This is a genomic window from Streptomyces sp. NPDC030893, from assembly GCF_055571535.1.
Window position 1 is genome coordinate 1 of the sequence record NZ_JBVIFC010000008.1, and the last position, 25,946, is coordinate 25,946.

25 protein-coding genes are annotated in these 25,946 nt (G+C 73.5%); 14 read left to right on the plus strand and 11 right to left on the minus strand.

Going from position 1 to position 25,946, the window contains the following annotated elements:
* Positions 1–174: 174 nt before the first annotated feature.
* Both ACZ434_RS16960 and ACZ434_RS16965 read right to left on the minus strand, forming a co-directional pair.
* Positions 175–1,803, minus strand: a complete 1,629-nt coding sequence (locus ACZ434_RS16960; RefSeq protein WP_468456404.1) for a solute symporter family protein — start codon at positions 1,801–1,803, stop codon at positions 175–177.
* Entirely contained in the window at positions 1,800–2,156 is a 357-nt protein-coding gene (locus ACZ434_RS16965) for a DUF485 domain-containing protein (protein ID WP_468456406.1), read from the minus strand. The genes ACZ434_RS16960 and ACZ434_RS16965 overlap by 4 nt, the downstream gene beginning before the upstream one ends.
* Positions 2,157–2,422: 266 nt before the next feature.
* Between ACZ434_RS16965 and ACZ434_RS16970 the strand changes: the two genes are divergently transcribed.
* The 12 genes from ACZ434_RS16970 to ACZ434_RS17025 all read left to right on the plus strand — a co-directional run bounded on the left by ACZ434_RS16970 (position 2,423) and on the right by ACZ434_RS17025 (position 16,085).
* Entirely contained in the window at positions 2,423–3,952 is a 1,530-nt protein-coding gene (locus ACZ434_RS16970; protein ID WP_468456408.1) for a S8 family peptidase, read from the plus strand.
* Between the two features lie 56 nt (positions 3,953–4,008).
* Positions 4,009–5,547 (plus strand): S8 family peptidase, encoded by a 1,539-nt coding sequence (locus ACZ434_RS16975; RefSeq protein WP_468456410.1) that lies wholly within the window; start codon positions 4,009–4,011, stop codon positions 5,545–5,547.
* A gap of 102 nt (positions 5,548–5,649) precedes the next feature.
* Positions 5,650–7,014, plus strand: coding sequence for a CoA transferase (locus tag ACZ434_RS16980; protein ID WP_468456412.1), 1,365 nt, complete (start codon positions 5,650–5,652; stop codon positions 7,012–7,014).
* Positions 7,015–7,225: 211 nt separating this feature from the next.
* On the plus strand, positions 7,226–8,224 hold the full coding sequence (locus tag ACZ434_RS16985) for a CopD family protein (RefSeq protein WP_468456414.1): 999 nt from the start codon (positions 7,226–7,228) through the stop codon (positions 8,222–8,224).
* A 128-nt stretch (positions 8,225–8,352) separates the two neighbouring features.
* Entirely contained in the window at positions 8,353–9,336 is a 984-nt protein-coding gene (locus ACZ434_RS16990) for a DEDDh family exonuclease (RefSeq protein WP_468456416.1), read from the plus strand.
* 96 nt (positions 9,337–9,432) lie between these two features.
* Positions 9,433–9,666 (plus strand): hypothetical protein, encoded by a 234-nt coding sequence (locus ACZ434_RS16995; protein WP_142196184.1) that lies wholly within the window; start codon positions 9,433–9,435, stop codon positions 9,664–9,666.
* Positions 9,667–9,717: 51 nt separating this feature from the next.
* Positions 9,718–10,512, plus strand: coding sequence for an SURF1 family cytochrome oxidase biogenesis protein (locus ACZ434_RS17000; RefSeq protein WP_468456418.1), 795 nt, complete (start codon positions 9,718–9,720; stop codon positions 10,510–10,512).
* Positions 10,513–10,719: 207 nt separating this feature from the next.
* Positions 10,720–12,282, plus strand: a complete 1,563-nt coding sequence (locus ACZ434_RS17005) for a sodium:solute symporter family protein (protein WP_468456420.1) — start codon at positions 10,720–10,722, stop codon at positions 12,280–12,282.
* Positions 12,279–12,899: an RNA polymerase sigma factor gene (locus ACZ434_RS17010; RefSeq protein WP_468456423.1), complete on the plus strand. Its 621-nt coding sequence runs from the start codon at positions 12,279–12,281 to the stop codon at positions 12,897–12,899. Before ACZ434_RS17005 ends, ACZ434_RS17010 begins: the two co-directional genes overlap by 4 nt.
* Positions 12,896–13,261 (plus strand): hypothetical protein, encoded by a 366-nt coding sequence (locus tag ACZ434_RS17015; protein ID WP_468456425.1) that lies wholly within the window; start codon positions 12,896–12,898, stop codon positions 13,259–13,261. The genes ACZ434_RS17010 and ACZ434_RS17015 overlap by 4 nt, the downstream gene beginning before the upstream one ends.
* A gap of 33 nt (positions 13,262–13,294) precedes the next feature.
* Positions 13,295–15,064 (plus strand): glycoside hydrolase family 15 protein, encoded by a 1,770-nt coding sequence (locus ACZ434_RS17020; protein WP_468456427.1) that lies wholly within the window; start codon positions 13,295–13,297, stop codon positions 15,062–15,064.
* Positions 15,065–15,329: 265 nt separating this feature from the next.
* Positions 15,330–16,085, plus strand: coding sequence for an SDR family oxidoreductase (locus ACZ434_RS17025; protein WP_468456429.1), 756 nt, complete (start codon positions 15,330–15,332; stop codon positions 16,083–16,085).
* A gap of 173 nt (positions 16,086–16,258) precedes the next feature.
* Here the strand turns inward: ACZ434_RS17025 and amaP are convergent, their stop codons facing one another.
* Genes amaP through ACZ434_RS17050 form a run of 5 tightly spaced genes read right to left on the minus strand, consistent with a single transcriptional unit; the run spans position 16,259 to position 18,554 of the window.
* The gene (gene amaP / locus ACZ434_RS17030; protein WP_468456431.1) at positions 16,259–16,837 is read right to left on the minus strand and encodes an alkaline shock response membrane anchor protein AmaP; all 579 of its coding nucleotides are present in this window, start codon (positions 16,835–16,837) and stop codon (positions 16,259–16,261) included.
* Between the two features lie 2 nt (positions 16,838–16,839).
* The gene (locus ACZ434_RS17035; protein ID WP_468456433.1) at positions 16,840–17,469 is read right to left on the minus strand and encodes a DUF6286 domain-containing protein; all 630 of its coding nucleotides are present in this window, start codon (positions 17,467–17,469) and stop codon (positions 16,840–16,842) included.
* Complete coding sequence (locus ACZ434_RS17040; protein WP_468456435.1) at positions 17,466–17,849, minus strand: hypothetical protein; 384 nt, start codon at positions 17,847–17,849, stop codon at positions 17,466–17,468. Before ACZ434_RS17040 ends, ACZ434_RS17035 begins: the two co-directional genes overlap by 4 nt.
* Positions 17,846–18,031 carry a hypothetical protein gene (locus ACZ434_RS17045; protein WP_468456437.1) on the minus strand — a complete coding sequence of 62 codons (186 nt, stop codon included), beginning with the start codon at positions 18,029–18,031 and terminating at the stop codon, positions 17,846–17,848. Before ACZ434_RS17045 ends, ACZ434_RS17040 begins: the two co-directional genes overlap by 4 nt.
* Positions 18,032–18,056: 25 nt before the next feature.
* Positions 18,057–18,554, minus strand: coding sequence for an Asp23/Gls24 family envelope stress response protein (locus ACZ434_RS17050; protein ID WP_468456439.1), 498 nt, complete (start codon positions 18,552–18,554; stop codon positions 18,057–18,059).
* Positions 18,555–18,640: 86 nt separating this feature from the next.
* Between ACZ434_RS17050 and ACZ434_RS17055 the strand changes: the two genes are divergently transcribed.
* The gene (locus tag ACZ434_RS17055; RefSeq protein ID WP_468456441.1) at positions 18,641–19,372 is read left to right on the plus strand and encodes a nucleopolyhedrovirus P10 family protein; all 732 of its coding nucleotides are present in this window, start codon (positions 18,641–18,643) and stop codon (positions 19,370–19,372) included.
* A gap of 857 nt (positions 19,373–20,229) precedes the next feature.
* Here ACZ434_RS17055 and ACZ434_RS17060 read toward each other — a convergent pair.
* The 3 genes from ACZ434_RS17060 to abc-f all read right to left on the minus strand — a co-directional run bounded on the left by ACZ434_RS17060 (position 20,230) and on the right by abc-f (position 23,322).
* Positions 20,230–21,033, minus strand: coding sequence for an enoyl-CoA hydratase/isomerase family protein (locus ACZ434_RS17060; RefSeq protein WP_468456443.1), 804 nt, complete (start codon positions 21,031–21,033; stop codon positions 20,230–20,232).
* Between the two features lie 107 nt (positions 21,034–21,140).
* A complete protein-coding gene (locus tag ACZ434_RS17065) occupies positions 21,141–21,362 on the minus strand; it encodes a helix-turn-helix domain-containing protein (protein ID WP_029385158.1) in 222 nt (73 codons plus the stop codon).
* A gap of 361 nt (positions 21,363–21,723) precedes the next feature.
* A complete protein-coding gene (abc-f, locus tag ACZ434_RS17070; RefSeq protein ID WP_468456445.1) occupies positions 21,724–23,322 on the minus strand; it encodes a ribosomal protection-like ABC-F family protein in 1,599 nt (532 codons plus the stop codon).
* A gap of 215 nt (positions 23,323–23,537) precedes the next feature.
* On the opposite strand from abc-f, the gene ACZ434_RS17075 reads away from it, so the two are divergent.
* Positions 23,538–23,951: a VOC family protein gene (locus ACZ434_RS17075; RefSeq protein ID WP_468456447.1), complete on the plus strand. Its 414-nt coding sequence runs from the start codon at positions 23,538–23,540 to the stop codon at positions 23,949–23,951.
* Between the two features lie 495 nt (positions 23,952–24,446).
* Here ACZ434_RS17075 and ACZ434_RS17080 read toward each other — a convergent pair whose 3' ends face one another.
* Positions 24,447–25,856 carry a hypothetical protein gene (locus ACZ434_RS17080; RefSeq protein WP_468456449.1) on the minus strand — a complete coding sequence of 470 codons (1,410 nt, stop codon included), beginning with the start codon at positions 25,854–25,856 and terminating at the stop codon, positions 24,447–24,449.
* Positions 25,857–25,946 lie beyond the last annotated feature (90 nt).

The following is a 25,946-nucleotide window of genomic DNA, read 5'->3' on the forward strand; positions in this document are numbered from 1 at the left end:
TTGTGTTGTGGTGGGTTTGTTTCTCTGGTGTTGGGTTGTTTTTGGTTGTTGTGTTGTTGCTTGCCCTTCTCCCCCCCCCCCCCCCCCCCCCCCCCCCCCCCCACCCACCCCCCCCCCCCCCCCCTCCCCCCCCCCCCCTCTCCCCCCCCCCCCCCCCCCCGCGCGGGGTGCGGATCAGTGGGCGCCGGTGCCGGTGAGGGACCGGACCTCCAGCTCCGCGTACTTCTTGGCGTCGGGCTCCTCCTTGGACAGGACGGTGCCGAGCCAGCCCATCAGGAAGCCGAACGGGATGGAGATGAGGCCCGGGTTCTTCAGCGGGAACCAGGCGAAGTCGACGTCCGGGAACATCGCCGTGGGCGAGCCGGAGACGACGGGCGAGAACAGCACCAGGCCGACGGCGACGATGAGGCCGCCGTAGATCGACCACAGGGCGCCCTGGGTGGTGAACCGCTTCCAGAAGAGGCTGTAGAGGATGGTCGGCAGGTTGGCGGACGCGGCGACCGCGAAGGCCAGCGCGACCAGGCCGGCCACGTTCAGGTCGCGGGCGAGGGCGCCGAGCGCGATGGAGACGATGCCGATGAGGACGGTCGCCCAGCGGGCCGCCCGCATCTCCTCCTTCTCGGTGGCCTGTCCCTTGCGGATGACGTTGGCGTAGATGTCGTGCGCGAAGGAGGACGACGAGGCGAGGGTGAGTCCGGCGACCACGGCGAGGATCGTCGCGAAGGCGACCGCCGAGATGGTGGCGAGGAGGATCGCGCCCCAGGCCGAGTCGACGCCGCCCAGGTGGAGGGCGAGCAGCGGGGCGGCGGTGTTGCCGGACGGGTTGGACGCGATGATCTCGTCCTGGGAGATCAGCGCGGCGGCGCCGAAGCCGAGGGCGATGGTCATCAGGTAGAAGCCGCCGATGATGCCGATGGCCCAGTTCACGGACTTACGGGCGGCCTTGGCGTTGGGCACGGTGTAGAAGCGGATCAGGATGTGCGGCAGGCCGGCGGTGCCGAGCACCAGGGCGATGCCGAGGGAGATGAAGTCCAGCTTGGTGGTGCCGTCGGCGCCGTACTGGAGGCCGGGCTCGAGGAAGGCGTCGCCCTTGCCGCTGTTCTCGGCGGCGCTGCCCAGCAGGTCGGAGATGTTGAAGTTGAACTTCAGCAGCACCAGGAAGGTGATGAGGATCGTGCCGCCGATGAGCAGCACGGCCTTGACCATCTGCACCCAGGTGGTGCCCTTCATGCCGCCGATGGAGACGTACACGATCATCAGGACACCGACGAGGGCGACGATGAGGACCTTGCCCGCGTCGGAGGTGATGCCGAGCAGCAGCGAGACGAGGACGCCCGCGCCCGCCATCTGGGCCAGCAGGTAGAAGATCGACACGACGATGGTGGAGGTGCCGGCGGCGGTGCGCACGGGGCGCTGGCGCATGCGGTACGCGAGGACGTCGCCCATCGTGTAGCGGCCGGAGTTGCGCAGCGGCTCGGCGACCAGGAGGAGGGCGACCAGCCAGGCGACCAGGAAGCCGATGGAGTACAGGAAGCCGTCGTAGCCGAAGAGGGCGATGGCGCCCGCGATGCCGAGGAAGGACGCGGCCGACATGTAGTCGCCGGAGACCGCGAGTCCGTTCTGGAAGGCGCTGAACTGGCGGCCGCCCGCGTAGAAGTCGGCGGCGTCCTTGGTCTGCCGGCCCGCCCAGACGGTGATGCCGAGGGTCGCCACGACGAACAGCGCGAACAGCGTGATGATCAGCGCGCGGTGTTCGCTCGCCTCGTTCGCGGCGAGGGTGACATGGGTGATCGCGGGGCTCATGCGCCGCCCTCCATACGGGTCTTGATGGCCTCGGCCTTGGGGTCGAGCTTGGCCGCGGCGTGCCGGGAGTACCACCACGCGATGAGGAACGTGGTGACGAACTGCAGTACGCCGAAGGCGAAGGCGACGTTGATGTTGCCGAACAGCTTGCTGCCCATGAAGCCGCCCGCGTAGTTGGAGAGCAGGACGTAGAGCAGGTACCAGATGATGAAGGCGACGGTCAGCGGGAAGGCGAAGGAGCGGTAGGAGCGGCGCAGTTCACCGAACTCAGCGCTCTCCTGCACCTCGGTGAACTCCTCGGGCGAGGGGAGTTTGTGTTGTCCTGTCGAGGGGGGCGGTGCTTCGGCGGCCACGGAGTCTCCTCGCGTTGCGGTTCTGATCGGGCGGGGACGAAGGCGAGTGTCCTCGCGCTTCCTGTCCAAGGGCACGGCGCCACGCGAGGGGCGGTTCAACTCCCGGCACTTCTTTTCCCCGGCCGTTTTGCGAAGCCGTTTCCGGCAAATGATTGCTGGCCAGCGAGCGAGCGGGATAGCTTCACCCTGGCACCACCCGTCATGTACCTGCCCGAGCACCACCCGTGTCTCGGGCCGGTTTCGTTTCCGGATGATGTGGAGACCCCATGGCTCATCTGCGTTCCAGACGCCGGCTCGCCCTCGCCGTCCCCGTCGTGCTGTCGCTGACCGCCTCGCTCGGCTTCCTGCCGGCGGCGGCCTCCGCGGCCCCGCGGACGGTCTCGGCCGAGCAGGCGGCGGACGCGCCCGCCCTGGCGTACGTCGTCAACACCAAGGCGGACCGCCGCACGATCGCCTCGGTGGAGCGGGCGATCGCCAAGGCCGGCGGGACCGTCGTGGTCACGTACGACACGATCGGTGTGATCGTCGTGCACTCGGCGAACCCGGACTTCGGCAAGGAGATCCGCGAGGCGCGCGGCGTGCAGTCGGCCGGCGCCACCCGTACCGCACCGCTGACCCGCGCCGGGACGACGGACGCCGGCGCCGCCGACTACGTGACGGCCGCCGAGGCCGCGCGGACGGAGGCCGCCTCCGCGAAGACCCCCGGCAGCGAGCCCCTCGAAGCCGACCAGTGGGACCTGCGGGCGATCGGCGCCGACAAGGCCGCGAAGATCAACCCGGGCAGCAGCCGGGTGACCGTCGCCGTGATCGACACCGGCGTCGACGACACCCACCCGGACCTGGCCCCGAACTTCTCCGCCTCCCAGTCGGCCAACTGCGTCGGCGGCAAGGCCGACACCAGCGAGGGCGCCTGGCGCCCCTACACCGACGACGACTACCACGGCACCCATGTGGCCGGTGAGATCGCCGCGGCCCGCAACGGCATCGGTGTCGCCGGTGTCGCGCCGGGCGTCAAGGTGGCCGGCATCAAGGTCAGCGACCCGGACAACGGCCTGTTCTACCCGGAGAACGTGGTCTGCGCGTTCGTGTTCGCCGCCGACCACGGTGTGGAGATCACGAACAACAGCTACTACGTGGACCCGTGGCTGTACAACTGCATGGACGACCCGGACCAGAAGGCGATCGTCGACGCGGTCAACCGGGCCCAGCTGTACGCGCAGCGCAAGGGCACCCTGCACCTCGCGTCGGCCGGCAACTCCAACCACGACCTGGCCTCGGACGCCATCGACGACGCGTCCAGCCCGAACGACACCACCCCGGTCGAGCGCACCATCGACCCGAGCGAGTGCTACGACCTGCCGACCCAGCTGCCGGGCGTGGTCACGGTCAGCGCGACGGGCGTGCAGAACCTGAAGTCGTACTACTCCACGTACGGCCACGGTGTCGTGGACGTCGCCGCGCCGGGCGGCGACCGCCGCTACCAGCTGCCGGACACGCCGTCGAAGGACGGGCGCATCCTGTCCACGATGCCGAACGGCGAGTATGCCTTCCTGCAGGGCACGTCGATGGCCTCGCCGCACGCCGCCGGTGTCGCCGCGCTGCTGAAGTCCAAGCACCCGTGGGCCTCTCCGGCGGTGCTGCAGACCCTGCTCAAGGCCCAGGCGAACAACCCGGGCTGCCCGGAGTCGTACGACCAGGACGGTGACGGCACGCAGGACGCGACATGCGAGGGCGGCGACCGGGTCAACGGTTTCTACGGCTTCGGCATCGTCGACGCGCTGCGCGCCGTCAAGTGAGCCCCGCTCTCCCGCACGTCCCGTCCGCCCGCACCAGTGAACGAAGTGGAGACTTCATGACAGCGTCCCACCCGCGCCACCGTCGCGCGCTCGTCGTCCCGGCCGGCATGGCCATGGCGACCGCGCTCGCGTTCCTGCCCAGCACCGCGGCCACCGCCGCCCCGGCCCAGGAGCGGCCGGTCACGGCCGCCGCCGACGCCGGCGCGGCCTCGCTCAGCTATGTGGTCAACGTCAGGGGCGGACACGGCGCGCCGGCGCATGTGAAGAAGGCGATCACCAAGGCCGGCGGCACGATCGTCACGTCGTACGACAGGATCGGCGTCATCGTCGTCCACTCCTCGAACGCCGACTTCGCGAAGACCATCCGCACGGTGCGCGGGGTGCAGTCGGCGGGTGCCACCCGCAACGCGCCGCTGCCGTCGGCGGCCACCACGGACACGGGCGCCCCGAAGGTGCTCAGCGCCTCCGAGGTCGCCGAGGCGCGGGCGGAGGCCGCGGACGGGCAGGACCCGCTCCAGGGGCTGCAGTGGGACCTGCCCGCCATCAAGGCGGACAAGGCGCACGAGAAGTCGCTGGGCAGCCCGAAGGTCACCGTCGCCGTCATCGACACCGGCGTGGACGACACCCACCCGGACATCGCGCCGAACTTCGACCGGAAGGCGTCGGTCAACTGTGTGACCGGCAAGCCGGACACGAGCGAGGGCGCCTGGCGGCCGAGCGCGCAGGAGAGCCCGCACGGCACGCATGTCGCCGGTGAGATCGCCGCCGCCAAGAACGGCGTCGGCATGACCGGTGTCGCGCCGGGTGTGAAGGTCTCCGGCATCAAGGTGTCCAACCCGGACGGCTACTTCTACACGGAGGCCGTGGTGTGCGGCTTCATGTGGGCGGCCGAGCACGGGGTCGACGTCACCAACAACAGCTATTACACCGACCCCTGGTACTTCAACTGCAAGGACGACCCGGACCAGAAGGCGCTCCTCGAGGCCCTCACCCGGGCCACGCGGTACGCGGAGCGCAAGGGCGCGGTCAATGTGGCGGCGGCCGGCAACGAGAACTACGACCTCGCGGCCGACGAGATCACCGACCCGGTCTCGCCGAACGACGGCACCCCGTCGGACCGGGTGATCGACCCGTCCGAGTGCCTCGACATCCCGACGCAGCTGCCGGGCGTCGTGACGGTCGCGTCGACCGGTGCCAAGGGTCTGAAGTCGTCCTTCTCCAACTACGGCCGGGGCGTCATCGACATCGCCGCGCCCGGCGGCGACTCGACGGCCTATCAGACGCCGGCCCCGCCCGCCACCAGCGGGCTGATCCTGGGCACGCTGCCCGGCGGCAAGTGGGGCTACATGGCGGGTACGTCGATGGCGTCCCCGCATGTCGCGGGCGTCGCCGCGCTGATCAAGTCGACGCACCCCTACGCCCCGCCGGCGATGGTGAAGGCCCTGCTGTACGCGCAGGCCGACGCCACGGCGTGCACGGACCCGTACGACATCAACGGCGACGGCAAGGTCGACGCGGTGTGCGAGGGCCCGAGGAACCGCAACGGTTTCTACGGCTGGGGCATGACCGACGCGCTGGACGCGGTGACGCGGTAGTCACGCGGGAGCGGTGAGCACGGGGGCCGGGCGGACGCGCCCGGCCCCCGTGGCGTCCGGGGTCCGGTTCCGTCGACCGAGTCCGTACGGCACAGTGCACCCATGCCCGATATCGCGTCCGTCTGGTCCGCCCTCGGCGGCGATCCCGCCCTTCTCGCCCACGTGTCGGCCGTCGAACGGCCCGGGGTGCTGCACGCGCGGCTGCCGGTACGGGAGGCGGCGCGCGCCTGTGTGGGCGCGTGCGCGCTGGCCGCCGCCGAGCTCGGCGCGCTGCGCGCGGGCGGCGGGGAGGTGCCGGCGGTGCGGGTGGACGACGGGGCGGTGGCGACGGCGTTCGTCAGCGAGCGGCACCTGCTGGTCGGCGGGCGCGCCCCGGAGACCTTCGCGCCGCTGTCACGGTTCTGGCGGACGGCCGACGGCTGGGTGCGCACCCACGCCAACTACCCGCACCACCGGGCGCGGCTGCTCGCCGCGCTGGACGCGGCGGAAGACCCGGAGGCGGTGGCGGCGGCGCTGGCGGAGCGCTCCGCGCGTGAGGTGGAGGAGGCCGTGTACGCGGCGGGAGGGCTCGCCGTCGCCCTGCGCACGTCCGCGGAGTGGGCGGCGCACGAACAGGCCGCGGCGCTGCGGTCCCGTCCGCTGGTGGAGTGCGCGCGGCTGGACGCGTCCCCCGCGCGGGCGCTCACGCGGGTGGGCCGCGATCCGCTGCTGCCCGCTGCCGGGCTGCGGGTGCTGGATCTCACCCGGGTCGTCGCGGGCCCGGTCGCCACCCGCACGCTCGCCCTGCTCGGCGCGGACGTGCTGCGCGTGGACGCCCCGTGGCTGCCCGAACTCCCCGACCAGCACGCCGACACCGGCTTCGGGAAGCGGTCGGCGCGGCTGGATCTGGGCGCCGGCCGGGACACCTTCGAGGAGTTGCTCGCGACGGCGGACGTGGTGGTCACCGGGTACCGTCCGGGCGCCCTGGAGCGGTTCGGGCTGACCCCGCGGGCGCTGGCGGGGCGGCGGCCCGGAGTGGTGGTGGCCGAGCTGTCGGCGTGGGGCGCGTACGGGCCGTGGGGCGGCCGGCGCGGCTTCGACAGCCTGGTCCAGGTGGCCACGGGGATCGCCGCCGCCGAGGGGGCGGAGGGGCGGCCGGGCGTGCTGCCGGCCCAGGCGCTCGACCACGGCTCCGGGTATCTGCTGGCGGCGGGGGTGCTGCGGGCACTCACCGAGCAGACGGCCGAGGGCGGGAGCAGGCTCGTACGGGTGGCACTGGCGCGGACGGCGGGGTGGCTGCTGGAGGGGGCGGGACGCGGGGACGGGCCGGGCGCCGACGATGCGGACCCCGGGCCGTGGCTGGCGGAGACGGACAGTCCGCTGGGCCGGCTCCGGTACGCCCTGCCGCCGGTGACGTTCGCCGGGGGGCCGCGCGACTGGAGGCGCCCGCCGGGGAGTTGGGGCGCCGACCCGGCGCACTGGAGCTGACGGACCGGCGCGCGGGGGCCGGGCGAACCGGCGCGCGGGAGGGCCGGGCGAACCGGCGCGCGGGGGCCGACGGAGCCGGCGCGTGCCGGACGGCACGACCGGCGCGTGCGGGCGGACGGAACCGGCGCGTCCGCATGCCCGCACAATATTCGCATATCGCCCGCCACTTGCTCTGTTCTTGTGATCTTGTGAAGATCCTGGGGTGACATTGATGAAACCCAGGTCCGGGGCGACCGGTGCACACAGGGGCGCGCGGCGCCCCGGTGCCGGGCGGGCCATCGCGGTGATCGTGCTGGTGGCGCTGGGCGCGCTGATACCGCTCCTCGGCCCGTCCCCCGCCCTGCACGGCACGGGTGAGGACGAGGCACCCGGCACCGGAGGCATAGCCCTGCTGCGCACGGTGCTGTTCGCGGCCCTGGCCGTACCCGTGGGCGAACTGTTCGTACGACGGCTGGCCCGCTCCGTGCCCGGTGCTCCCGCCGCCCTGCCCCGCAGCTGGTCCACCGCGGCGAACTGCGTCGGCCTGGCGGCCGCCCTCGGCCTCGCCTCCGTCGTGGCCACCGGCAACCTGATCCCCTCCGGCCTCGCCGACATCGACGTCGGCGGGCTCTACGACTCCCGGGACGGGAAACTCGCCCTCCTGGAGGTCAACGGCTTCCTCGCGGCGGCCCTGTGCGCCGCCTCCGGCCGTCCCGGCACCCAGGCGTGGCCGCTGGCCGCGATCATCGTCGCGGAGGCGCTGCGCGCGCATCCGACGACCGAGTACAGCCCCCTGATCGGCTCCGCGCTGACCCTCGTCCACCTGACCTGCGCGTCGCTCTGGGTGGGCGGTCTGGTCCACGCGCTGCGCACCATGAAGCTGTGGCAGCGGGGGGAGGCGGGCGCGGCCCTGCTGGGGCGCTACGCGCGCGTGGCGGCCGTGCTGCTCGCCGCCCTCACCGCGACGGGCGTGGGCAGTTCGCTGCGCCGGATGCCGGCGGAGACGATTCTGGAGCAGCTGACGGACACCGCGTACGGGCGGGTGCTGCTCGCCAAGGTGATCCTGATGGCCGGTGTCGCCGCGCTGGCGCTGTGGGCGCGGATCCGGCTGGCCCGCGCGGCCGACCCGCTGAGCGCGAGTTCCCCCGCGCGGGCGGAGGTGTACCTGCTCGGACTGGTGGTCGCGGTGTCGGGACTGCTGACCGCGCTGCCGGTGCCGATCCGCTGGTGACCGGGGGTCAGGAACGGTTCCGGCGTTCCGGGGCCGCACTTCCGGACATGTCCGGCATGCGAACGGGCGGGCCGTACCGGGTACCTGACGGACCGCAGTGTCAGTCACGGCCCGTATCCTCATGAACCATGCTCGAAGACCTCACCGCCGCAGTCCCCTCCCGCACCGCGTGGCCGGCCGCGTATCCCCGGGGATACGCGGTCGTCGACGTGGAGACCACGGGGCTGGCCCGGGACGACCGCATCATCTCCGCGGCCGTCTACCGGCTGGACGCGCGCGGGGAGGTCGAGGACCACTGGTACACGGTGGTCAACCCGGAGCGGGACCCGGGCCCCGTCTGGATCCACGGTCTGACGAGCGAGACGCTCGAGGGGGCACCCCTCTTCCAGGACATCGCCGCGGAGTTCGCGTCCCGGCTGGAGGGCCGGGTGCTGGTCGCGCACAACGCCGTCTTCGACTGGCAGATGATCGCCAGGGAGTACGCCCGCGCGCGCGGCGAGGCACCGGTGAAGCAGCGGCTGTGCACCATCGCCCTCTCCAAGGAGCTGGGGCTTCCGCTGCCCAACCACAAGCTGGAGTCGCTCGCCGCGCACTTCGGCGTCGTACAGCAGCGGGCGCACCACGCGCTGGACGACGCGCGTGTGCTCGCGGAGGCGTTCCGGCCCAGCCTGCGGGCCGCGGCGGCGGCCGGTGTACGGCTGCCGCTGCACGAGTGCCTGCCGCTGACCGAGTGGACGGACCGGCCCCGCATCGGGCAGCAGGCGGGCCCCGGCGGCTACCGGCCGGCCAGCTGGCGCCCGTCCCGCAAGCGGCCCGCGTGCCCCCACCCGAACCCGGGGCGCTACGAACCGGGCAAGCGGCTCAAGCAGGGCATGCGGGTGGCGTTCTCCGGGGACACCTCGGTCGAGCGCGACCTGCTGGAGGACCGCGCGACCGACGCCGGGCTGCATGTCGCCACCAGCCTCTCCCGGCTGACCAGCCTCCTGGTCACCAACGACCCGGACTCGGGCACGTCCAAGGTGGTCAAGGCCCGGCAGTACGGCACGCCGGTGGTCGACGAGGCGGCGTTCGGGCAGTTGCTCGGGGACGTCGAACCCGCGTCGGAAGGCTGAGCGGGCGCGCGCACGACCGTACGGACGGGTGATTGGCGGGCGACTCGCCTGCCGCCCGCTCGCCCCCCGCCGGTCCGGCGGCCCACCCTGTGCCCCATGGCGACATGCGAAGTATGCGGCAACAGCTACGGAATGACCTTCGAGGTGCACGCGCAGGGCGCGGTGCACGTCTTCGACTGCTTCTCCTGTGCGATCCACCGCATGGCCCCGATCTGCGAGCACTGCCGGGTGCAGATCATCGGCCAGGGCGTCGAGGCCGACGGTCACTGGTACTGCGGCGCCCACTGCGCCCGCGCGGAGGGAAAGGCGGGGATCGTCGACCGGGTGTGAAAGGACGTACCCGCCTGAAAGCACCCCACGGCCGAGTTGTACCGTCGTGGGGTGTACCGCTTTCTGTTGTCCCGGCAATGGGTGACCATCACACTGGTCGCCCTGCTTCTCATCCCCACGATGATCTGGCTGGGCTTCTGGCAGATGGACCGCCACGACGAGCGCGCCGCCCGGAACCAGCTGGTCGCCGACGCGCTGACCGCCGATCCGGTCCCCGTGGAGGAACTGGCCGCCCCGGGTGACGCGGTGACCCGCACCGAGCGGTACCGCACCGTCACCGCCGAGGGCCGCTTCGACACGGACGACGAGGTCGTCGTCCGCCGCCGCACCAACGCCGACGACGAGGTGGGCTTCCACGTCCTCACCCCCTTCGTCCTCGACGACGGCAAGATCCTGCTCGTCAACCGGGGCTGGATCCCGGCGGACGGACCGAGCCAGACCGCGTTCCCCGAGGTCCCCGCGCCGCCGCGCGGCGAAATCACCATCCGGGGCCGGCTCATGCCCGACGAGACCACCGAGGCGAGCGGGATCAAGGACCTCGAGGGCCTGCCGGACCGGCAGATCATGCTGATCAACAGCGAGCAGCAGGCCGAGCGGCTCGGCGCCCCGGTGCTCGGCGGCTACGTGGCGCAGACGGCGCCCGAGCCGAAGGACGGCACCCCGGAGTCGCTCGGGAACCCCGGCAAGGAGAACGCGGCGCTGAACTACGCGTACGCCATCCAGTGGTGGCTGTTCGCCGCCGCCGTACCGGTCGGCTGGGTGGTGCTGGTCCGCCGTGAGATCCGGGAGCGGACGCAGGCGGCGCGCGAGCCGGACGCCGAGGCGCCCGAACCGGCCGCGGTCTGAACCCACCCGTCCCCGGGGACACGCGCCGTGGCCGGGAAGCACCGGTCCGTGCCGTGAGCCGCGCTCCCCTCCCGCCCGCGGGGCCCTCTGTGCGAGAGTGACGCGGCGCACCGGACGGACGTCCCGCCCGTGCGCCGTCATCCGGACGGGCCCTTGGCGCAACTCTCCCCCGAGGGCACAGCACACCAGGGACGGGGAGGGTGACGCATGGCCGACGGCGCCATGACCGCGACGTTCCTCGCCGTGATCGGCGGGGCGTCGCTGCTCGCCGTCACCGCGCGGCGGCTCCGCCCGAGCGACCGGCTGCCCTCGCTGGAGGGCTGGGCGCTGGCCGACCGCAGCCTCGGCGCCGGCTGGACCTGGCTGCTGCTCGGCGGGACCGTCTACACGGCGTACACGTTCACCGCCGTACCGGGTCTGGCGTACGGCAACGGCGCGCCCGCGTTCTTCGCGGTGCCGTACACGGTGATCGTCTGCCCGCTCGCGTTCGTGCTGCTCAGCAGGTTGTGGAGCGTCGCGCGGCGGCACGGTCACATCACCGCCGCCGACTTCGTGCGCGACCGCTACGGCTCACCGCCGCTGGCCCTGGTCGTGGCGCTCACCGGGATCCTGGCGACGATGCCGTATCTGGCGCTCCAGCTGCTCGGCATCCGCGCGGTGCTCACCGCGGGCGGACTGTATCCGCGCGGTGCCACCGGGGACCTGGTGATGGTGGCGGTGTTCGCGGGACTCGCCGTGGCCACCTACCGGCACGGGCTGCGGGCGCCCACCGTCATCTCCGCCCTGAAGGCGGTGGCGGTGTTCGTCTCCCTGACCGCCGTCTGCTGGCTGGTCCTCGAACGGCTCGGCGGGCCCGGCCCGGTCTTCGACGGGGCGGCGCGCGCCCTCGGCGGCAGTGACACGGCCCACTCCCCGCTGCTGCTCGCACCGGAGCAGCAGCCCGCCTACGCCACGCTGGCGCTGGGCTCCGCGCTGGCGCTGCTGATGTACCCGCACGTCCTCACCGCCGGGTTCGCCGCCGACGGGACGCGCACCCTGCGCAAGGTGTCGGTGGGGCTGCCCGCCTGGACCGCGCTGCTCGCGCTGTTCGGGTTCCTCGGCATCGCCGCGCTGGCGGCCGGGGTGCGCGCTCCGGAGGGCGGCGCCGAGGCGGCGGTGCCGATGCTGGTCGACCGGCTGATGCCGGGCCCGCTCGCCGGACTGGTGTTCGGCGCGATCGTCGTGGGGGCGCTGGTGCCGGCGGCGGTGATGTCGATCGCCGCGGCCACCAGTTTCGTACGGAACGTCTACGTCGAGTACGTGCATCCGACGGCCACACCGAAACGGCAGGTGCGGGTCGCCAAGGCGGTGTCGCTGACCGCGAAGCTCGGTGCCGTGGCGTTCGTGTTCGGGCTGCGCGACCAGGACGCCATCAACCTCCAGCTGCTCGGCGGGGTGTGGATCCTGCAGATCTTCCCGGCGGTGGCGGTCGGCCTGTACACGCGGTGGCTGCATCCGCGGGCGCTGCTCGCCGGCTGGGCGGTGGGCATGGCCGCCGGTACCTACCTGGTGGTGCGCGAGGGGTTCTCCTCGATCGTGCCGCTCGGCACCGGCACCGGACCGCTGGAGATCTACGCCGGCGTCGCCGCCCTGCTGCTCAACCTGACCGTCGCGGTGGCGTGCACCGCGGCCCTCGCCCGGCTCGGCGTCCCGCGCGGCGCCGACGCCACCGACCTGCCGTCCCGGCCGGGGGCCGGGCGACGTCCGCAGACGGGAGCGAACAACACGTGAGACGCAGACAGCACCCCCGGACGACGCTGCCGTCGGTCCCGGCCCCCGCGGCGCCCCCGCCCGCCGCCGCGGTCCCCCCTCCCGCGCCGCTCGGGCCCGCCGTCACCGCCCCGGCCGATCTGGAGCGGGAGGCCGGCGTCGCCCGCCTCTTCGAGCTGCACTACTCCTCGATGCTGCGGCTCGCCGTGCTGCTCGGCGCCGACGACCCGGAGAACGTGGTGGCCGAGGCGTACTACCAGATCTACCGCAAGTGGCGGCGGCTGAAGGACGTGGCCGCGGCGGAGGCGTATCTGCGCTCCACCGTCTGCAATCTGACCCGGATGCGGATACGCCACCTCCAGGTCGCCCGCCGGCACGCGGAGCGCCCGCCGGCCCCGGCCGACGAGACCGTGGCCTCCGCGGAGAACACCGCGCTGCTCCACGACGACCAGCGGGTGCTCATCGACGCCCTCCAGCACCTTCCGGCCCGGCAGCGCGAGGCGCTGGTGCTGCGGCACTGGCTCGGGCTGAAGGAGAGCGAGATCGCCGCCGCGATGGGAATCTCCCGTGGTTCCGTCAAGACGCACACCTCGCGCGGGATCGCCGCGCTGACCCAGGCGATGGAGGCCCGGCGATGACGCATGGAGACGCGACTCCGTCGCGTGGCACCAGCCCGGACCGCGCGGACCACGACCGGGACGGACCGCCCCTGCCGCCGGGCGCGGAGCGCACCGAACGGGAACTGCGCGACGCCCTGCGGGCCCTGGCCGGCGGGGTGCTGCCCGACCCCGACGCCTACCGCACCGCGCGCGGCGCGTGGCTGCGCCGGGAACGCCGGCGGCGGCTCGTCCTCGCCGTGCTCGTCGCCGTGGTCTTCGCGCTCGCCACGCTGATCGGCCTGTGGGTGCTCAACCAGGCCCCCGCGAACCCCGGTGTGATCTTCGGCGGCAACGGCGCCGCGGCAGCCGACGGACCGTCACTCCCCCGGCTCCACCCCTGATTGCCACGCCCGGAGGGCGGGAACCCGCACCCCGTGCACCGTATCGAGGACTACGCGCTCATCGGCGACGAACAGACCGCTGCCCTGGTGGGCGCGGACGGCTCGGTCGACTGGCTCTGCCTGCCCCGCTTCGACTCGGCGGCCTGCTTCGCCCGGCTGCTCGGCGACGAGAACCACGGGCACTGGCGGATCGCGCCGGCCGACGCCGGCCGGTGCACCCGCCGCTCCTACCGCGAGGACACCCTCGTCCTGGACACCGAGTGGGAGACCCCCGAGGGGGCCGTGCTGGTCACCGACCTGATGCCGCAACGCCACCGCGCACCCGACCTGGTGCGGATCGTGCAGGGCGTACGGGGCGAGGTGACCGTGCGCAGCACGCTCCGGCTGCGCTTCGACTACGGCTCGGTCGTGCCCTGGGTGCGCAGGGAGGACGGTCACCGGGTCGCGGTGGCCGGGCCGGACTCGGCGTGGCTGCGCAGCGTGCCGGAGGTGCCCATGTGGGGCGAGGACCTGGGCACCCACGCGGAGTTCACGGTGAAGGAGGGCGAGCGGGTCGCGTTCGTGCTGACCTGGCATCCCTCCCACGAGCCTCGGCCGCCGCTGGTGGACCCGTACTCCTCGCTGCGGCACAGCGTGAAGGACTGGCGGTCCTGGGCGGCCCGCTGCCGCTACGACGGCCCGCACCGGGACGCGGTCGTCCGGTCGCTGATCACGCTCAAGGCGCTCACCTACCGTCCCACCGGCGGCATCGTCGCCGCGCCCACCACCTCGCTGCCGGAGGAGCCCGGCGGGGTGCGCAACTGGGACTACCGCTACTGCTGGCTGCGCGACTCCACGCTGACGCTGAGCGCGCTGCTGGCCGCCGGGTACCAGGAGGAGGCGGAGGCCTGGCGCAACTGGCTGCTCCGCGCGGTCGCCGGTGACCCGGCGGACCTGCAGATCATGTACGGGCTGGCGGGCGAGCGGCGGCTGCCGGAGTTCGAGCTGTCGTGGCTGCCCGGTTTCGGCGGTGCCACGCCGGTGCGGATCGGCAACGACGCCGTGAACCAGCTTCAGCTGGACGTGTACGGCGAGGTCGTGGACTCCCTTGCGCTGGCCCGGCGTTCGGGGCTGTCGGCGCATCCGGACGTGTGGGCCCTGCAGTCGGTGCTGCTGACGTTCCTGCGCACGGCCTGGCGGCAGCCGGACGAGGGGCTGTGGGAGGTGCGCGGCAGCCGGCGCCACTTCGTGCACTCCAAGGTGATGGTGTGGGTGGCCGCCGACCGCGCGGTGCGCGCCATGGAGGAGTCCCCGGAGCTCGAGGGGGACCTGGAGGGCTGGCGGGAACTGCGCGACGAGGTGCACCGGGAGGTGTGCGAGAAGGGGTACGACCCCGCGCGGAACACGTTCACGCAGTCCTACGGCTCGCGGGAGCTCGACGCGGCGCTGCTGCTGATCCCCCGGGCGGGTTTTCTGCCGCCCGACGATCCGCGGGTGCTCGGCACCATCGAGGCGATCCGTTCGGAACTGGGCCAGGACGGGTTCGTACGCCGTTACACACCGGACGCGGCACAGGTCGACGGGCTGCCCGGCCAGGAGGGAACGTTCCTGGTGTGCTCGTTCTGGCTGGCGGACGCCCTGCACATGACCGGGCGGACGAAGGAGGCGCGCGAGCTGTTCGAACGGCTGCTGGGGCTCGCCAACGACGTGGGGCTGCTGGCGGAGGAGTACGACCCGGTGGGCGAACGGCAACTGGGGAACTTCCCGCAGGCGTTCAGCCACATCGGGCTGGTGAACACGGCTCTCGCCCTGTTCGGCGGCTAGGGTGCGTGCCGGGCGTCGGGGCGCAGGCGGGGGACTCCGGACAGGCCTAGGGCCTGTCTGACAATTCCCGCCGTCGCCCGGAGGGCGGCCCCGCGGCGTCAGGTGCGTGCTCTGGGGGTCCCCCCGGCCGAAGGCTGGGGGAGTGCCGGGCGTAGAGCCTCGTACTGGATGTACTTGGCTCTGCGCCCGGTGCGGCGAGAGTACGTGCATGGCGTCGCGGGGCAGGCGGGAATTGTCAGACAGGCCCTGGGGGCAGGATAGTTCCATGGATCTTGGACTGAAGGACCGGGTGTACGTCGTCACCGGGGCGACCCGCGGACTGGGGCACGCCTCCGCGCGGGAGCTCGTCGCGGACGGGGCGAAGGTCGTCGTCACGGGACGGCGGGAGGAGTCCGTCGCACGGGCGGCGTCCGAGCTGGGGCCGGACGCGGTCGGGGTGGCCGTCGACAACGCCGACCCGGAGGCGCCGGCGCGGCTGATCGCCACCGCGCGGGAGCGGTTCGGGCGCTTCGACGGCGTTCTCGTCAGCGTGGGCGGGCCGCCGCCGGGGTTCGTCGCCGACACCACCGACGAGCAGTGGCGGTCGGCGTTCGAGTCGGTGTTCCTGGGCGCGGTGCGGATGGCGCGGGCCGCGGCGGGGGAACTGGGCGAGGGAGGTGTCATCGGGTTCGTGCTGTCGGGGTCGGTGCACGAGCCGATTCCGGGGCTGACGATCTCGAACGGCCTGCGGCCGGGGCTGGCGGGGTTCGCCAAGTCGCTGGCGGACGAGCTGGGGCCGCGGGGGATCCGCGTGGTGGGGCTGCTGCCGGGGCGGATCGACACGGACCGGGTGCGGGAGCTGGATGCGCTGTCCGCGGATCCGGAGGCCACGCGGCAGGCGGCGGAGTCCCGCATTCCGCTGCGGCGGTACGGGACGCCGGGGGAGTTCGGGCGTACGGCGGCGTTTCTGCTGTCGCCGGCGGCGTCGTATCTGTCGGGGGTGATGGTGCCGGTGGACGGGGGGTTCCGGCACGGGTTCTGAGCTGAGTGCCGGTGCCGGTGCTTGGGTGAGGGTTCGTGTGGCCGGGGTGTGCGTCGGTGCGCCGTGCTGGTGCGGGACGGGGGTGGGTCACGCGGCCCGGCGCTTGCGGGGTGCCGTCGCGCCCACCCGTGCCGCCCTCCGCGGCACGACTGCACGCGGAGGGCGGCGGCGGGTCAGGTCACGCGTTCCGGGGGGTGCTTGGTGGCTTTCAGGCGGGCTTCCGTGGGGAGGGTGGGAAGGCCTGTGGAGTCGCGGGCGTGGGTGAGGGCGCCGGTGGTGAGGGTGCGCAGGGCGGTGCCGGGGTCGACGTGGGGTTCCAGGGTGAGGCGGAACCGCGTCCGGGGGGTGCCGCGGCGGCCGGTGAGCAGCACGCGGGCCCGGGCGACGCCCTCCATGCGGTTCGCCTCCTCCTCCAGGGCATGCTCCAGCGCCCGGCCGCGCAGCGACGCGCCCTCCCCGTCGCCGGTGTCGACCAGCACCTCGGTCAGCCGCCGCCTGCGCAGTACCGCGAGCAGCCACCACAGGCAGAGCAGGACCAGTACGGCGAGCGCCGCGATGACGACCGGCCACCACCAGCCCTCGTCCCGCCACCGGGTCCGCTCGGCCTCGCTGAGAAGTACGTCGTGCCGGCCGTCGTGCAGCCACCAGGAGGGCGCCGGTGCGCCCAGCCCGATCGCCAGCACGGAACCGCCGAGGGCGATCAGCACCAGGCCGACAATGGCGAGCAGCACACGGTTGACAGCCTTGAGCACCGCTACCGCCCCTTCCGTCCGGGCCGCCGCACACGCAGCGACAGTGCGGGGGTTCTGGCCAGGCCCAGCCCCTCGACCGCGTCGTCGAGCACCGCGGTCAAGTCGGTCCGTACGTCGTCCGGTTCACGGAAGTGCGACACCACGCGGACGTCGGTGCGGGAGCGCTTCACCCTGACCCGCGCCGACCGTACGCCGGCCACTTCCATGGCCCGGTCGCGCAGCACCGTCGCGGCGGCGTCGCGGTGCAGTGCCGCGCGGACGTCGGGGTGGGTGCGGCGCATCGGGAGCAGGGAGCGCAGGCCGGGCGTCACCGCGAGCAGGAACAGCCAGAGCCCGAGCGCGGCCGCGACGCCCGCGCCGGTCAGCACCCAGACGTCGTCCAGGGGCCGTTCGGCCAGTTGCCGCGCCAGCTCACGGCGCCAGCTCATTCCGTCCCGGTGGGCGCGCACGGCGACGATGTCGTACAGGAACACGCCCGCGATCAGCAGGAGCAGCAGCGCGAGCAGGCCCGCGGGGACGCGGCGGGCCGACCAGAAGCGCCGGTGTCCGTCGTCGGCCCGGTCCGCCTTGTCGGCCCGGTCCTGTGGGGGTGCCGGGCTCTGTTCCACGGCCGTGCCCCGGGGTTCGCTCATCGCGTCCTCCCCTGCTCCGCGCCGAACGCGGCGGCCGGGTGCAGTCGTTCCACCTGGACGACGACCTCCGGGACCGCCATGCCCGCGAGGGCGCGCACCCGTTCGACCACGCGGCGCCGCACCTGCCGGCACCGGCCGCCGATGTCACCCGGATAGTCGAGTTCGATGTGCACGCGGACGCGGGCGGCGTCGTGGCGTACGACCACGTTCGCGTGCGGTGGCGCCGCACCCGGCGGGAGCGTGCCGATCGCCTCGCGGGCCGCCTGCGAGGCGATCTTCGCGACCACCCGGTCGGCGATCCTGGTCGCCCCGCGTTCGCCCGCCGCGACGGCGGCCGGATTCCCGCCGGGTCCGACGGCCGTCGTACTCACCGCCGTCACCGTCGCCGTTCGTCACGCGGACGGAAGAAGTCGCCGAGTTCCAGGTCCCCCTGGAGGAACCGCCCGACGACGAACCCTACGGCGCCGAGGGCCGCCACCAGCAGGAAGGCCCCGAATCCGCCGAAGTATCCGGCGAAGCCCAGCGCCATGCCGGCGATCATGCCGACCACGGCCATGTTCATGGTGCGCTCCTCCGCTCACCGAGCCTCATTGAAGGCGGGTCTCCTGCTCCTCCTCGTCCTCCTCATCGGGAAGTTTCACGTCGCTCACCGCGATGTTGACCTCGACCACCTCGAGGCCGGTCATCCGCTCGACCGCCGCGACGACGTTCTCCCGCACGGCCTTGGCCACGTCGGAGATGGACACGCCGTAGTCGACGACGATCTCCAGGTCGAGCGCGGTCTGCACCTCGCCGACCTCGGCCTTCACCCCGCGCGTCACCGACTTGCCCCCACCGGGCACCCGGTCGCGCACGGCGCCGAAGGTCCGTGACAGTCCGCTGCCCATGGCGTGGACACCGAGTACGTCCCGTGCGGCCAGTCCTGCGATCTTCTCCACGACACCGTCGGCAATGGTGGTGCGGCCGCGGGTGGCGGGGTCACCGCCGCCGCGCCGGGTTCCCGGGCCCTTGCGCGTGCCGGTCTCCGCGGGGTTCTTCTCGGGATCGGAGGCCCGTACCGAGCCTCCGTCGGTCATGTCGGTCATCGCCGTACGTCCCTTCGATCGTCCTTCTTCGACAACCGTAAGCACGGTTGCCCGGTCCCGCGCCAGGAATACGGCAGGCTGGAGGAGTGACGGCGGACGGATGGACGCACGCGGTGCGTCAGCAGGTGGGGCTGGGCAGGATCGTGCCCCTGGGCGGAGCGCGGGACGGCGCGTGGATCACGGAGCGGGCGGTGGCGGTGCTGCTGCGGCGCGCGGTGGCTCGGAGCGCGCCCGGCGTGCGCCTGGACGGTCTGCGGCTCGGGCTCGCCGGGCGGCCGGAGGAGGCGGACGAGCCGGTGGTACCGGCGCCGCCGAGTGCGCTGCCGCCGGGTGCGCTGCGGCTGGCCGTGGAGTTCGCGGCGACGGCGGCGCAGCCGCTGCCGGTGACGGCGTCCCGTCTGCGCACGGTGCTGGCCGAGGCCGCGGCGGAACGGATCGGGCTGGCGGTGACGGAGGTGGGCCTGCGGGTGACGGAGTTGCTGGACGCGGAGGCGCCGGTGCCGCCCGCCGCCGAGCCGACCGACGAGCCGGCCGGCGAGGCCGGTGCGCCGGCCGTCGGTGACGCGGAGGGGGACCGGGTCGCGGCCGCCGCGCTCGCCGTCCCGGGGGTGAGCCGGCTGACGGGCACGTTCGGCCGTCCGGTCCACCTGTCCGACCGCGCGGGCGGCGCCGCTCTCCCCCGCCGCCACGCCCGCGTGGACCTCGCGGTCCGGGCGGACCACCGCCCCCTGGAGGTGGCCCTGGCGGTCCGTGAGGCGGTGTCGGCATCCCTGCCCGACCACCCGACGGCGACGGTCCTGGTCACAGCCCTCGACTGACCGGCCGACCGCTGCGGCGGGCCGCTGCCCGTTGCCCCACACGTGTGGGGCAACGACATCACCCGCCCGGCGGTCCGGATCGTCCGGGACCGGCCGTCACCGGGACTCGCTCGCCCGAGCCCCGGCCGGAACACCGGCGCCCACCGCCATCCGGCCGCGAGCCGGCTACCCGGGCCGCCGGCCCGGGCTTCCTCCCGGCCCGGCCGGGTGCCGTCACCGCCGGTGGGTCTCGAACCGGCTGGGGCGACCACCGCCCGGGTGGCCGTCGCTGGGATGGCCGTCGCTGGGGCGGCCGTCGCTGGGGCGGCCGTCGCTGGGCAAGTCCGGACAGCCGCCGCGCCCACCGCAGCGTCGCCCAGCGCGCGGCCCTGCTGAACGCGGACCGACAGCCCCAAGACAACCCCAACCGGCCCGGACAACGGCGCCGTGGGCTGCCGGCGGTCCCCCGGGCGGGCACCGCCGGAGCAACTCCGGCCGGACAGCGCACCCACCGCAGCGTCGTCCAGCGCACGGCCCTGCTGGACGCAGACCGCCAGGCCCCGAGGCCGGCCCGGACAACCGTGCCGTGGGCTGCCGGCGGTCCCCCGGGCGGGCACCGCCGGGGCAACTCCGGCCGGACGGCGCACCCACCGCACCGTCGCCCAGCGCACGGCCCTGCTGGACGCAGACCGACAGGCCCCGAGGCCGGCCCGGACAACCGTGCCGTGGGCTGCCGGCGGTCCCCCGGGCGGGCACCGCCGGAGCAACTCCGGCCGGACGGCGCACCCACCGCACCGTCGTCCAGCGCACGGCCCTGCTGGACGCAGACCGCCAGGCCCCGAGGCCGGCCCGGCCGGCCCGGGCGGCGGTGTCGTGGGCTACTCGCCGAGGCCCGCGAGGTCGCGCAGGCGGCGGGCCTGGGCGGCTCGTTCGGCGGCGCGCTGCTCCTCGTAGGTGCGGCTCTGGGCACCGCGCAGGAGGGTCTTGGTCTCGATGACGGCGTCCCGGGGCGCGGCCAGCAGCGCCGCGGCGAGGTCCTGGACGGTCGCGTCCAGGTCGGCGGCCGGTACGGCCACGTTGGCCAGGCCGGTCGTCACGGACTCCTCGGCCGTGACGAAGCGCCCGGTCGCGCAGATCTCCAGCGCGCGGGCGTAACCGACGAGGCCGACGAGGGGGTGCGTGCCGGTCAGGTCGGGGACGAGACCGAGGCTGGTCTCGCGCATGGCGAACTGCACATCGTCCGCCACGACACGCAGGTCACAGGCGAGGGCCAGCTGGAAACCGGCCCCGATGGCGTGTCCCTGCACAGCGGCGATGGACACGATGTCGCCGCGCCGCCACCAGGTGAACGCCTCCTGGTACTCGGCGATGGCCGCGTCGAGCGTGGCGTCGTCGCTCCGCGCGAGGTCGATGAACGACGGCTCGCCCTCGATCCCCTCGGGGCTGAGCATCTGCCGGTCGAGCCCGGCGGAGAAGGACTTGCCCTCCCCGCGCAGCACCACGACCCGGACGGAGCCCGGCAGCAGCCGGCCCGCCTCGGTGAGCGCCCGCCACAGAGCGGGGCTCTGCGCGTTGCGCTTGGCCGGGTTGGTCAGCGTCACCGTGGCGATCGCGTCGTCGACGGTGAGCCGTACGCCGTCCTTGTCGAGTACCGGCACGAGGTCCGGGGTGGACGAAGCCATGGGGCGCCTCCGATGGGTGCGGTCGTCTAAGTGACTGCACAGTAACCACCCGGCCGGTCAGTCGGCCGACCGGGTGGCCACCATCGGGTTCTCGGGGCGCCCGGGGGTCAGGCCGAGGGGGCCTTCTTACCCCGTGTCGCTCCGCCACGCCCTCGCAGCGTGACGCCCGACTCGCTGAGCATGCGGTGCACAAAGCCATACGAGCGGCCGGTCTCCTCGGCCAACGCCCGGATGCTCGCACCGGCGTCGTACTTCTTCTTCAGGTCTGCCGCGAGCTTGTCGCGCGCGGCGCCGGTCACCCGGCTGCCCTTCTTCAGAGTCTCGGCCACCCGTGCCTCCTCATGGGAAGTGCGCTCTGGTCTCCTCATGATCACCCCTCCGGGCCTCCATGGCCACCCATTCGGCAAGGTCGATGAGACAAGGTTGTGACGACGGGAGCGCGTCCCCACATACGGAATCGACGATTCCGGCGGGTGCCGTCGATGCCTCCAATCGGGTTCTTCCGAGAAGTGCCAGGTCAGAAAGGCGCGACGGCCGAGCCCCGGTTCACCGGGAGCTCGGCCGTGAAATCGGTGTAGGACACACCTCGGGATGAGGAGATCTCACACGAATGATGGATCACCGATGGGCCGAATGATCCATACGCAGTGGATCACACCTTCGATCAACCCCGGCTGACACCGGGGCGCCTCAGGCGAGGGCGACCAGGTCCGCGTAGTCGGCGCCCCACAGGTCCTCGATGCCGTCCGGCAGCAGGATGATCCGCTCCGGCTGGAGCGCCTCGACGGCGCCCTCGTCGTGGGTGACGAGGACGACCGCGCCCTTGTAGGTGCGCAGGGCGCCGAGGATCTCCTCGCGGCTGGCCGGGTCGAGGTTGTTCGTCGGCTCGTCGAGCAGCAGCACGTTCGCCGACGACACGACGAGGGTGGCGAGCGCGAGACGGGTCTTCTCGCCGCCGGAGAGGACCCCGGCCGGCTTGTCCACGTCGTCGCCGGAGAACAGGAACGAGCCGAGCACCTTGCGGACCTCCACGAGGTCCATGTCGGGTGCGGCGGAACGCATGTTCTCCAGGACCGTGCGGTCGGGGTCGAGGGTCTCGTGCTCCTGGGCGTAGTAGCCGAGTTTGAGGCCGTGGCCGGGGACGACGGCGCCGGTGTCCGGCTGCTCCACGCCGCCCAGCAGCCGCAGCAGGGTGGTCTTGCCGGCGCCGTTGAGGCCGAGGATGACGACCCGGGAGCCCTTGTCGACGGCCAGGTCGACGTCGGTGAAGATCTCCAGGGAGCCGTACGACTTCGACAGGCCCTCGGCCATCAGCGGGGTCTTGCCGCAGGGCGAGGGCTCGGGGAAGCGCAGCTTGGCGACCTTGTCGGACTGGCGGACCTCCTCCAGGCCGGACAGCAGGCGCTCCGCGCGGCGGGCCATGTTCTGCGCGGCGACCGTCTTGGTGGCCTTGGCGCGCATCTTGTCGGCCTGCGCGTTGAGGGCGGCGGCCTTCTTCTCGGCGTTCTGCCGCTCGCGCCGGCGGCGCTTCTCGTCGGCCTCGCGCTGCTGCTGGTAGAGCTTCCAGCCCATGTTGTAGACGTCGATGGTGGCGCGGTTGGCGTCCAGGTAGAACACCTTGTTGACGACCGTCTCGACCAGGTCCACGTCGTGGGAGATGACGATGAAGCCGCCGCGGTAGGTCTTGAGGTAGTCGCGCAGCCAGACGATCGAGTCGGCGTCGAGGTGGTTGGTCGGCTCGTCGAGCAGCAGGGTGTCCGCGTCGGAGAACAGGATCCTGGCGAGCTCGACACGGCGGCGCTGACCGCCGGAGAGGGTGTGCAGGGGCTGGCCGAGCACGCGGTCGGGCAGGTTCAGCGCGGCGGCGATGGTGGCGGCCTCGGCCTCGGCGGCGTACCCGCCCTTGGTGAGGAACTCGGTCTCCTGGCGCTCGTACTGCCGGAGCGCCTTCTCGCGGGTGGCACCCTGGCCGTTCGCGATGCGCTGCTCGTTGTCGCGCATCTTGCGGATCAGTACGTCCAGGCCGCGGGCGGAGAGGATGCGGTCGCGGGCGAGGACGTCGAGGTCACCGGTGCGGGGGTCCTGGGGCAGGTAGCCGACCTCGCCGGAGCGGGTGACGGTGCCGGCGGCGGGGATGCCCATGCCGGCGAGGACCTTGGTGAGGGTGGTCTTGCCCGCGCCGTTGCGGCCGACCAGGCCGATGCGGTCGCCCTTGGCGACGCGGAAGGTGGCGCTTTCGATGAGGACGCGGGCACCGGCGCGCAGCTCGATGCCGGAGGCGGAGATCACGGTCAGACTCCAGGGCGGGTATCGGGGGGTGCGGTGGGCGGCTGAGGACGTTCCCGCCGTCTAATGCGCGAGGAGAATGGCCATGCGAGCCATTCTAACGGGGCCGTGCAACAGCTTTTCCGCGCGCGGGAGCCCCGGCGGTTGTCAGTGCCCGGTGCCAGACTGGGCGGCAACTGGACATTCCGGTGTACGCGAGACACAGGGAAGTGATCGCCATGGCAGGAACGGGCGGCGGGCGTCCGAGCATCGTTCCGACGTTGTTGTACGGGGACGCGAAGGCGGCGATCCGGCAGCTCACGGAGGCCTTCGGCTTCAGGGAGCTGTCGGTGTACGAGGGCGAGGACGGGGCGGTGATGCACGCCGAGCTGGTGCAGGGCAACGGGGTGGTGATGCTGGGCTCCAAGGGCCGCGGCGGGGCGTTCGACACGGCGATGAAGGGGGCGGGCCCGGCGGCGGTGTACGTCGTCGTGGACGACGTGGACGCACACCACCGGCGCGCGGTGGAACAGGGCGCGGAGATCCTGATGCCACCGACGGACCAGGACTACGGCTCACGGGACTACATGGCCCGGGACACCGAGGGCAACATCTGGACCTTCGGCACGTACGCACCGGAAACCGGAGGCTGAGACCGCGCCCGGCCGGGCTGAGGGGTCTACGGACCGGCGTCCCGGGAGCCGAGCAGGTGGCCGTGGCTCGGGTGCGACGCCCCTGTCCCTGTCACCGGGTTCCGCCCCGCGGTAGCCGGACGCCGACCGACGCGAGACGGATGCCCCGGCCGCCCGGCATCGGGGCGGAAGCCGTTGCCGAACGGAAGCGAGCCGCACACCGGCAGAGGACACGCGCCTCCCGCGCCACGGGTACCGGGTTCGGGCGCGAGGCCCGTCCCGCGGAAGCCGGACGACGACCGCGCTCGTGCGGGATTCGGTGCCCCGTCCCCCGGCATCGGGACCGGATCCGTTGCCGAAACGGAGGCGGGCCGCACACCGGCGGAGGACACGTACCTCCGCGCCGCGGACGGGCTCGTGTGGGTTCGGGTGCCCCCGGAGGGGAGCGGCGTTCGCCCGGCGTCGGGCGGGTGGGGTGGGCCGGGGAGGTTGTGGGCCTCCCCGGGGGCGGGTGGGTCAGCCGCCGGTGTGGACCTGGAAGGCTGCCCGGCGGACCGCCTTGGCCAGGGCCGGGTCGGGGTGGGCGGCGGCGAGGGCGACCAGGACCTGCACGGTGCGCGGGTGGCCGACCGCGCGGACCTCGCTGAGCAGCGCGGGGACCGTCGGCTGCACCGCGGACTCCAGGTGCCGGACCAGCAGCGGCGCCTCACCGTGGTCGGCGACGGCCGCGGCGGTGTCCACCCACAGCCAGGTGGCCTCCTCGCGGGTGAGCACCTCGTGGGCGTCCTCGGGGTCGGCACCGTCGTGCTCGGCCAGCCACAGCAGGGCGTACGGCCGCAGCGTCGGTTCGTCGAGCACCGTGCGGACCTCGGGCTCCGCGGGCGCGCCGACCACACGCAGCGCCTCGAAGGCGAGGCCGCGCAGCAGGGCGTCCTCGCCGCGGGCGGCGCGGATCAGCTCGGTGACGGCGCTGCCGACCGGCCGGGCGGCGAGCCAGGCCCGGTATTCGGCGCGGGCGGCGTTGGGGCGCAGCCGGCCGCAGCCGCGCAGCATGTCCTCGGCGCCCTGCTCGATGTTCCCGGCGGGGCTCTGCGCGGCGACGCAGATCTGCTCCAGCTTGACCCACACCGCCCAGCTGCCGAGCGGGGTGAGCGTGGCCTGCCCGTCGCCGTAGGTGAGGGCGCCGACGGAGGCGAGGGCGCGCAGCGCCCAGTCGAGCAGCGGTTCCAGCGGGGCGTCGTCGGAGGCCGGCTCGGCCGGCGCGGGACGGGGCACGTCGGCCTGCGGCGCGTAGTCGATCTCGCAGCGTTCCGTACGGAGCTCGGTGACGCGCTGCTGGAGGAGGTCGAGGAGCTGCGGCACGGGGACGGGGCCGGCGGAGAGCTGGAGGAAGGAGAGCACCTGCGGCATGGCCGTGACGACCTCGGCGACGGCGGCCGGCTCGTACTCCTCGGGTTCGGGATGTGCCAGCGACCAGGCGTCGCACAGGGCGACCCAGCCGCGCAGCACGGCGCTGTCGTCGCGGTTCCAGGCGCGCAGCCGCCAGCCGGGGCGGGCGGTGCCGCCGTGCACCTCGACGAGGCCGGCCAGGCGGGCGGTGTCCCAGTCGGCACGCACCTGAGCGGGGGTCAGGCCGAGGGCCCGGGCCGCCCGTTCGGCGGTCGCGTCGGAGAGGGTGGCCTTGCCGTCGGCGGTGGCGCTGTCCCCGCCGGGGCCGAGGGCGGCGTCGGCCCAGCGGGCGACGCGGGCGGCCGCGGCCAGACCGGAGCGCGCCATTCTGGCCAGCTCCCCCGGTGCGGGGGTGCCCTCCGGGGGGCGTGGCGCGGGGCGGCGCGCGCGCCGCTGGTTGATCGCTGTGGGGGCGGCGGCCAGGGGTCGGGGGCGGACGAGTCGAAGCCTGGAGTCGCGCGGGATACGGGACGTCACGGGTGCAGTCTTGCGGTTGACGGTCCGAAATCCCAAACGGAATGCCGGCGGGGGCGCGGGGACGGTCCGCGCCCCGGGCCGGGATGCGGT

Bases quoted from the DNA above. Each gene is read 5' to 3' on its own strand.
- ACZ434_RS17015 (WP_468456425.1), top strand. From the start codon at position 12,896: ATGACGCATGGAGACGCGACTCCGTCGCGTGGCACCAGCCCGGACCGC.
- ACZ434_RS17005 (WP_468456420.1), top strand. From the start codon at position 10,720: ATGGCCGACGGCGCCATGACCGCGACGTTCCTCGCCGTGATCGGCGGG.
- ACZ434_RS16985 (WP_468456414.1), top strand. From the start codon at position 7,226: ATGAAACCCAGGTCCGGGGCGACCGGTGCACACAGGGGCGCGCGGCGC.
- ACZ434_RS17060 (WP_468456443.1), bottom strand. From the start codon at position 21,033: ATGGCTTCGTCCACCCCGGACCTCGTGCCGGTACTCGACAAGGACGGC.
- ACZ434_RS17050 (WP_468456439.1), bottom strand. From the start codon at position 18,554: ATGACCGACATGACCGACGGAGGCTCGGTACGGGCCTCCGATCCCGAG.
- ACZ434_RS16980 (WP_468456412.1), top strand. From the start codon at position 5,650: ATGCCCGATATCGCGTCCGTCTGGTCCGCCCTCGGCGGCGATCCCGCC.
- ACZ434_RS17075 (WP_468456447.1), top strand. From the start codon at position 23,538: ATGGCAGGAACGGGCGGCGGGCGTCCGAGCATCGTTCCGACGTTGTTG.
- ACZ434_RS16970 (WP_468456408.1), top strand. From the start codon at position 2,423: ATGGCTCATCTGCGTTCCAGACGCCGGCTCGCCCTCGCCGTCCCCGTC.
- ACZ434_RS17045 (WP_468456437.1), bottom strand. From the start codon at position 18,031: ATGAACATGGCCGTGGTCGGCATGATCGCCGGCATGGCGCTGGGCTTC.
- ACZ434_RS16975 (WP_468456410.1), top strand. From the start codon at position 4,009: ATGACAGCGTCCCACCCGCGCCACCGTCGCGCGCTCGTCGTCCCGGCC.
- ACZ434_RS17035 (WP_468456433.1), bottom strand. From the start codon at position 17,469: ATGAGCGAACCCCGGGGCACGGCCGTGGAACAGAGCCCGGCACCCCCA.
- ACZ434_RS16960 (WP_468456404.1), bottom strand. From the start codon at position 1,803: ATGAGCCCCGCGATCACCCATGTCACCCTCGCCGCGAACGAGGCGAGC.
- ACZ434_RS16995 (WP_142196184.1), top strand. From the start codon at position 9,433: ATGGCGACATGCGAAGTATGCGGCAACAGCTACGGAATGACCTTCGAG.
- ACZ434_RS16990 (WP_468456416.1), top strand. From the start codon at position 8,353: ATGCTCGAAGACCTCACCGCCGCAGTCCCCTCCCGCACCGCGTGGCCG.
- ACZ434_RS17025 (WP_468456429.1), top strand. From the start codon at position 15,330: ATGGATCTTGGACTGAAGGACCGGGTGTACGTCGTCACCGGGGCGACC.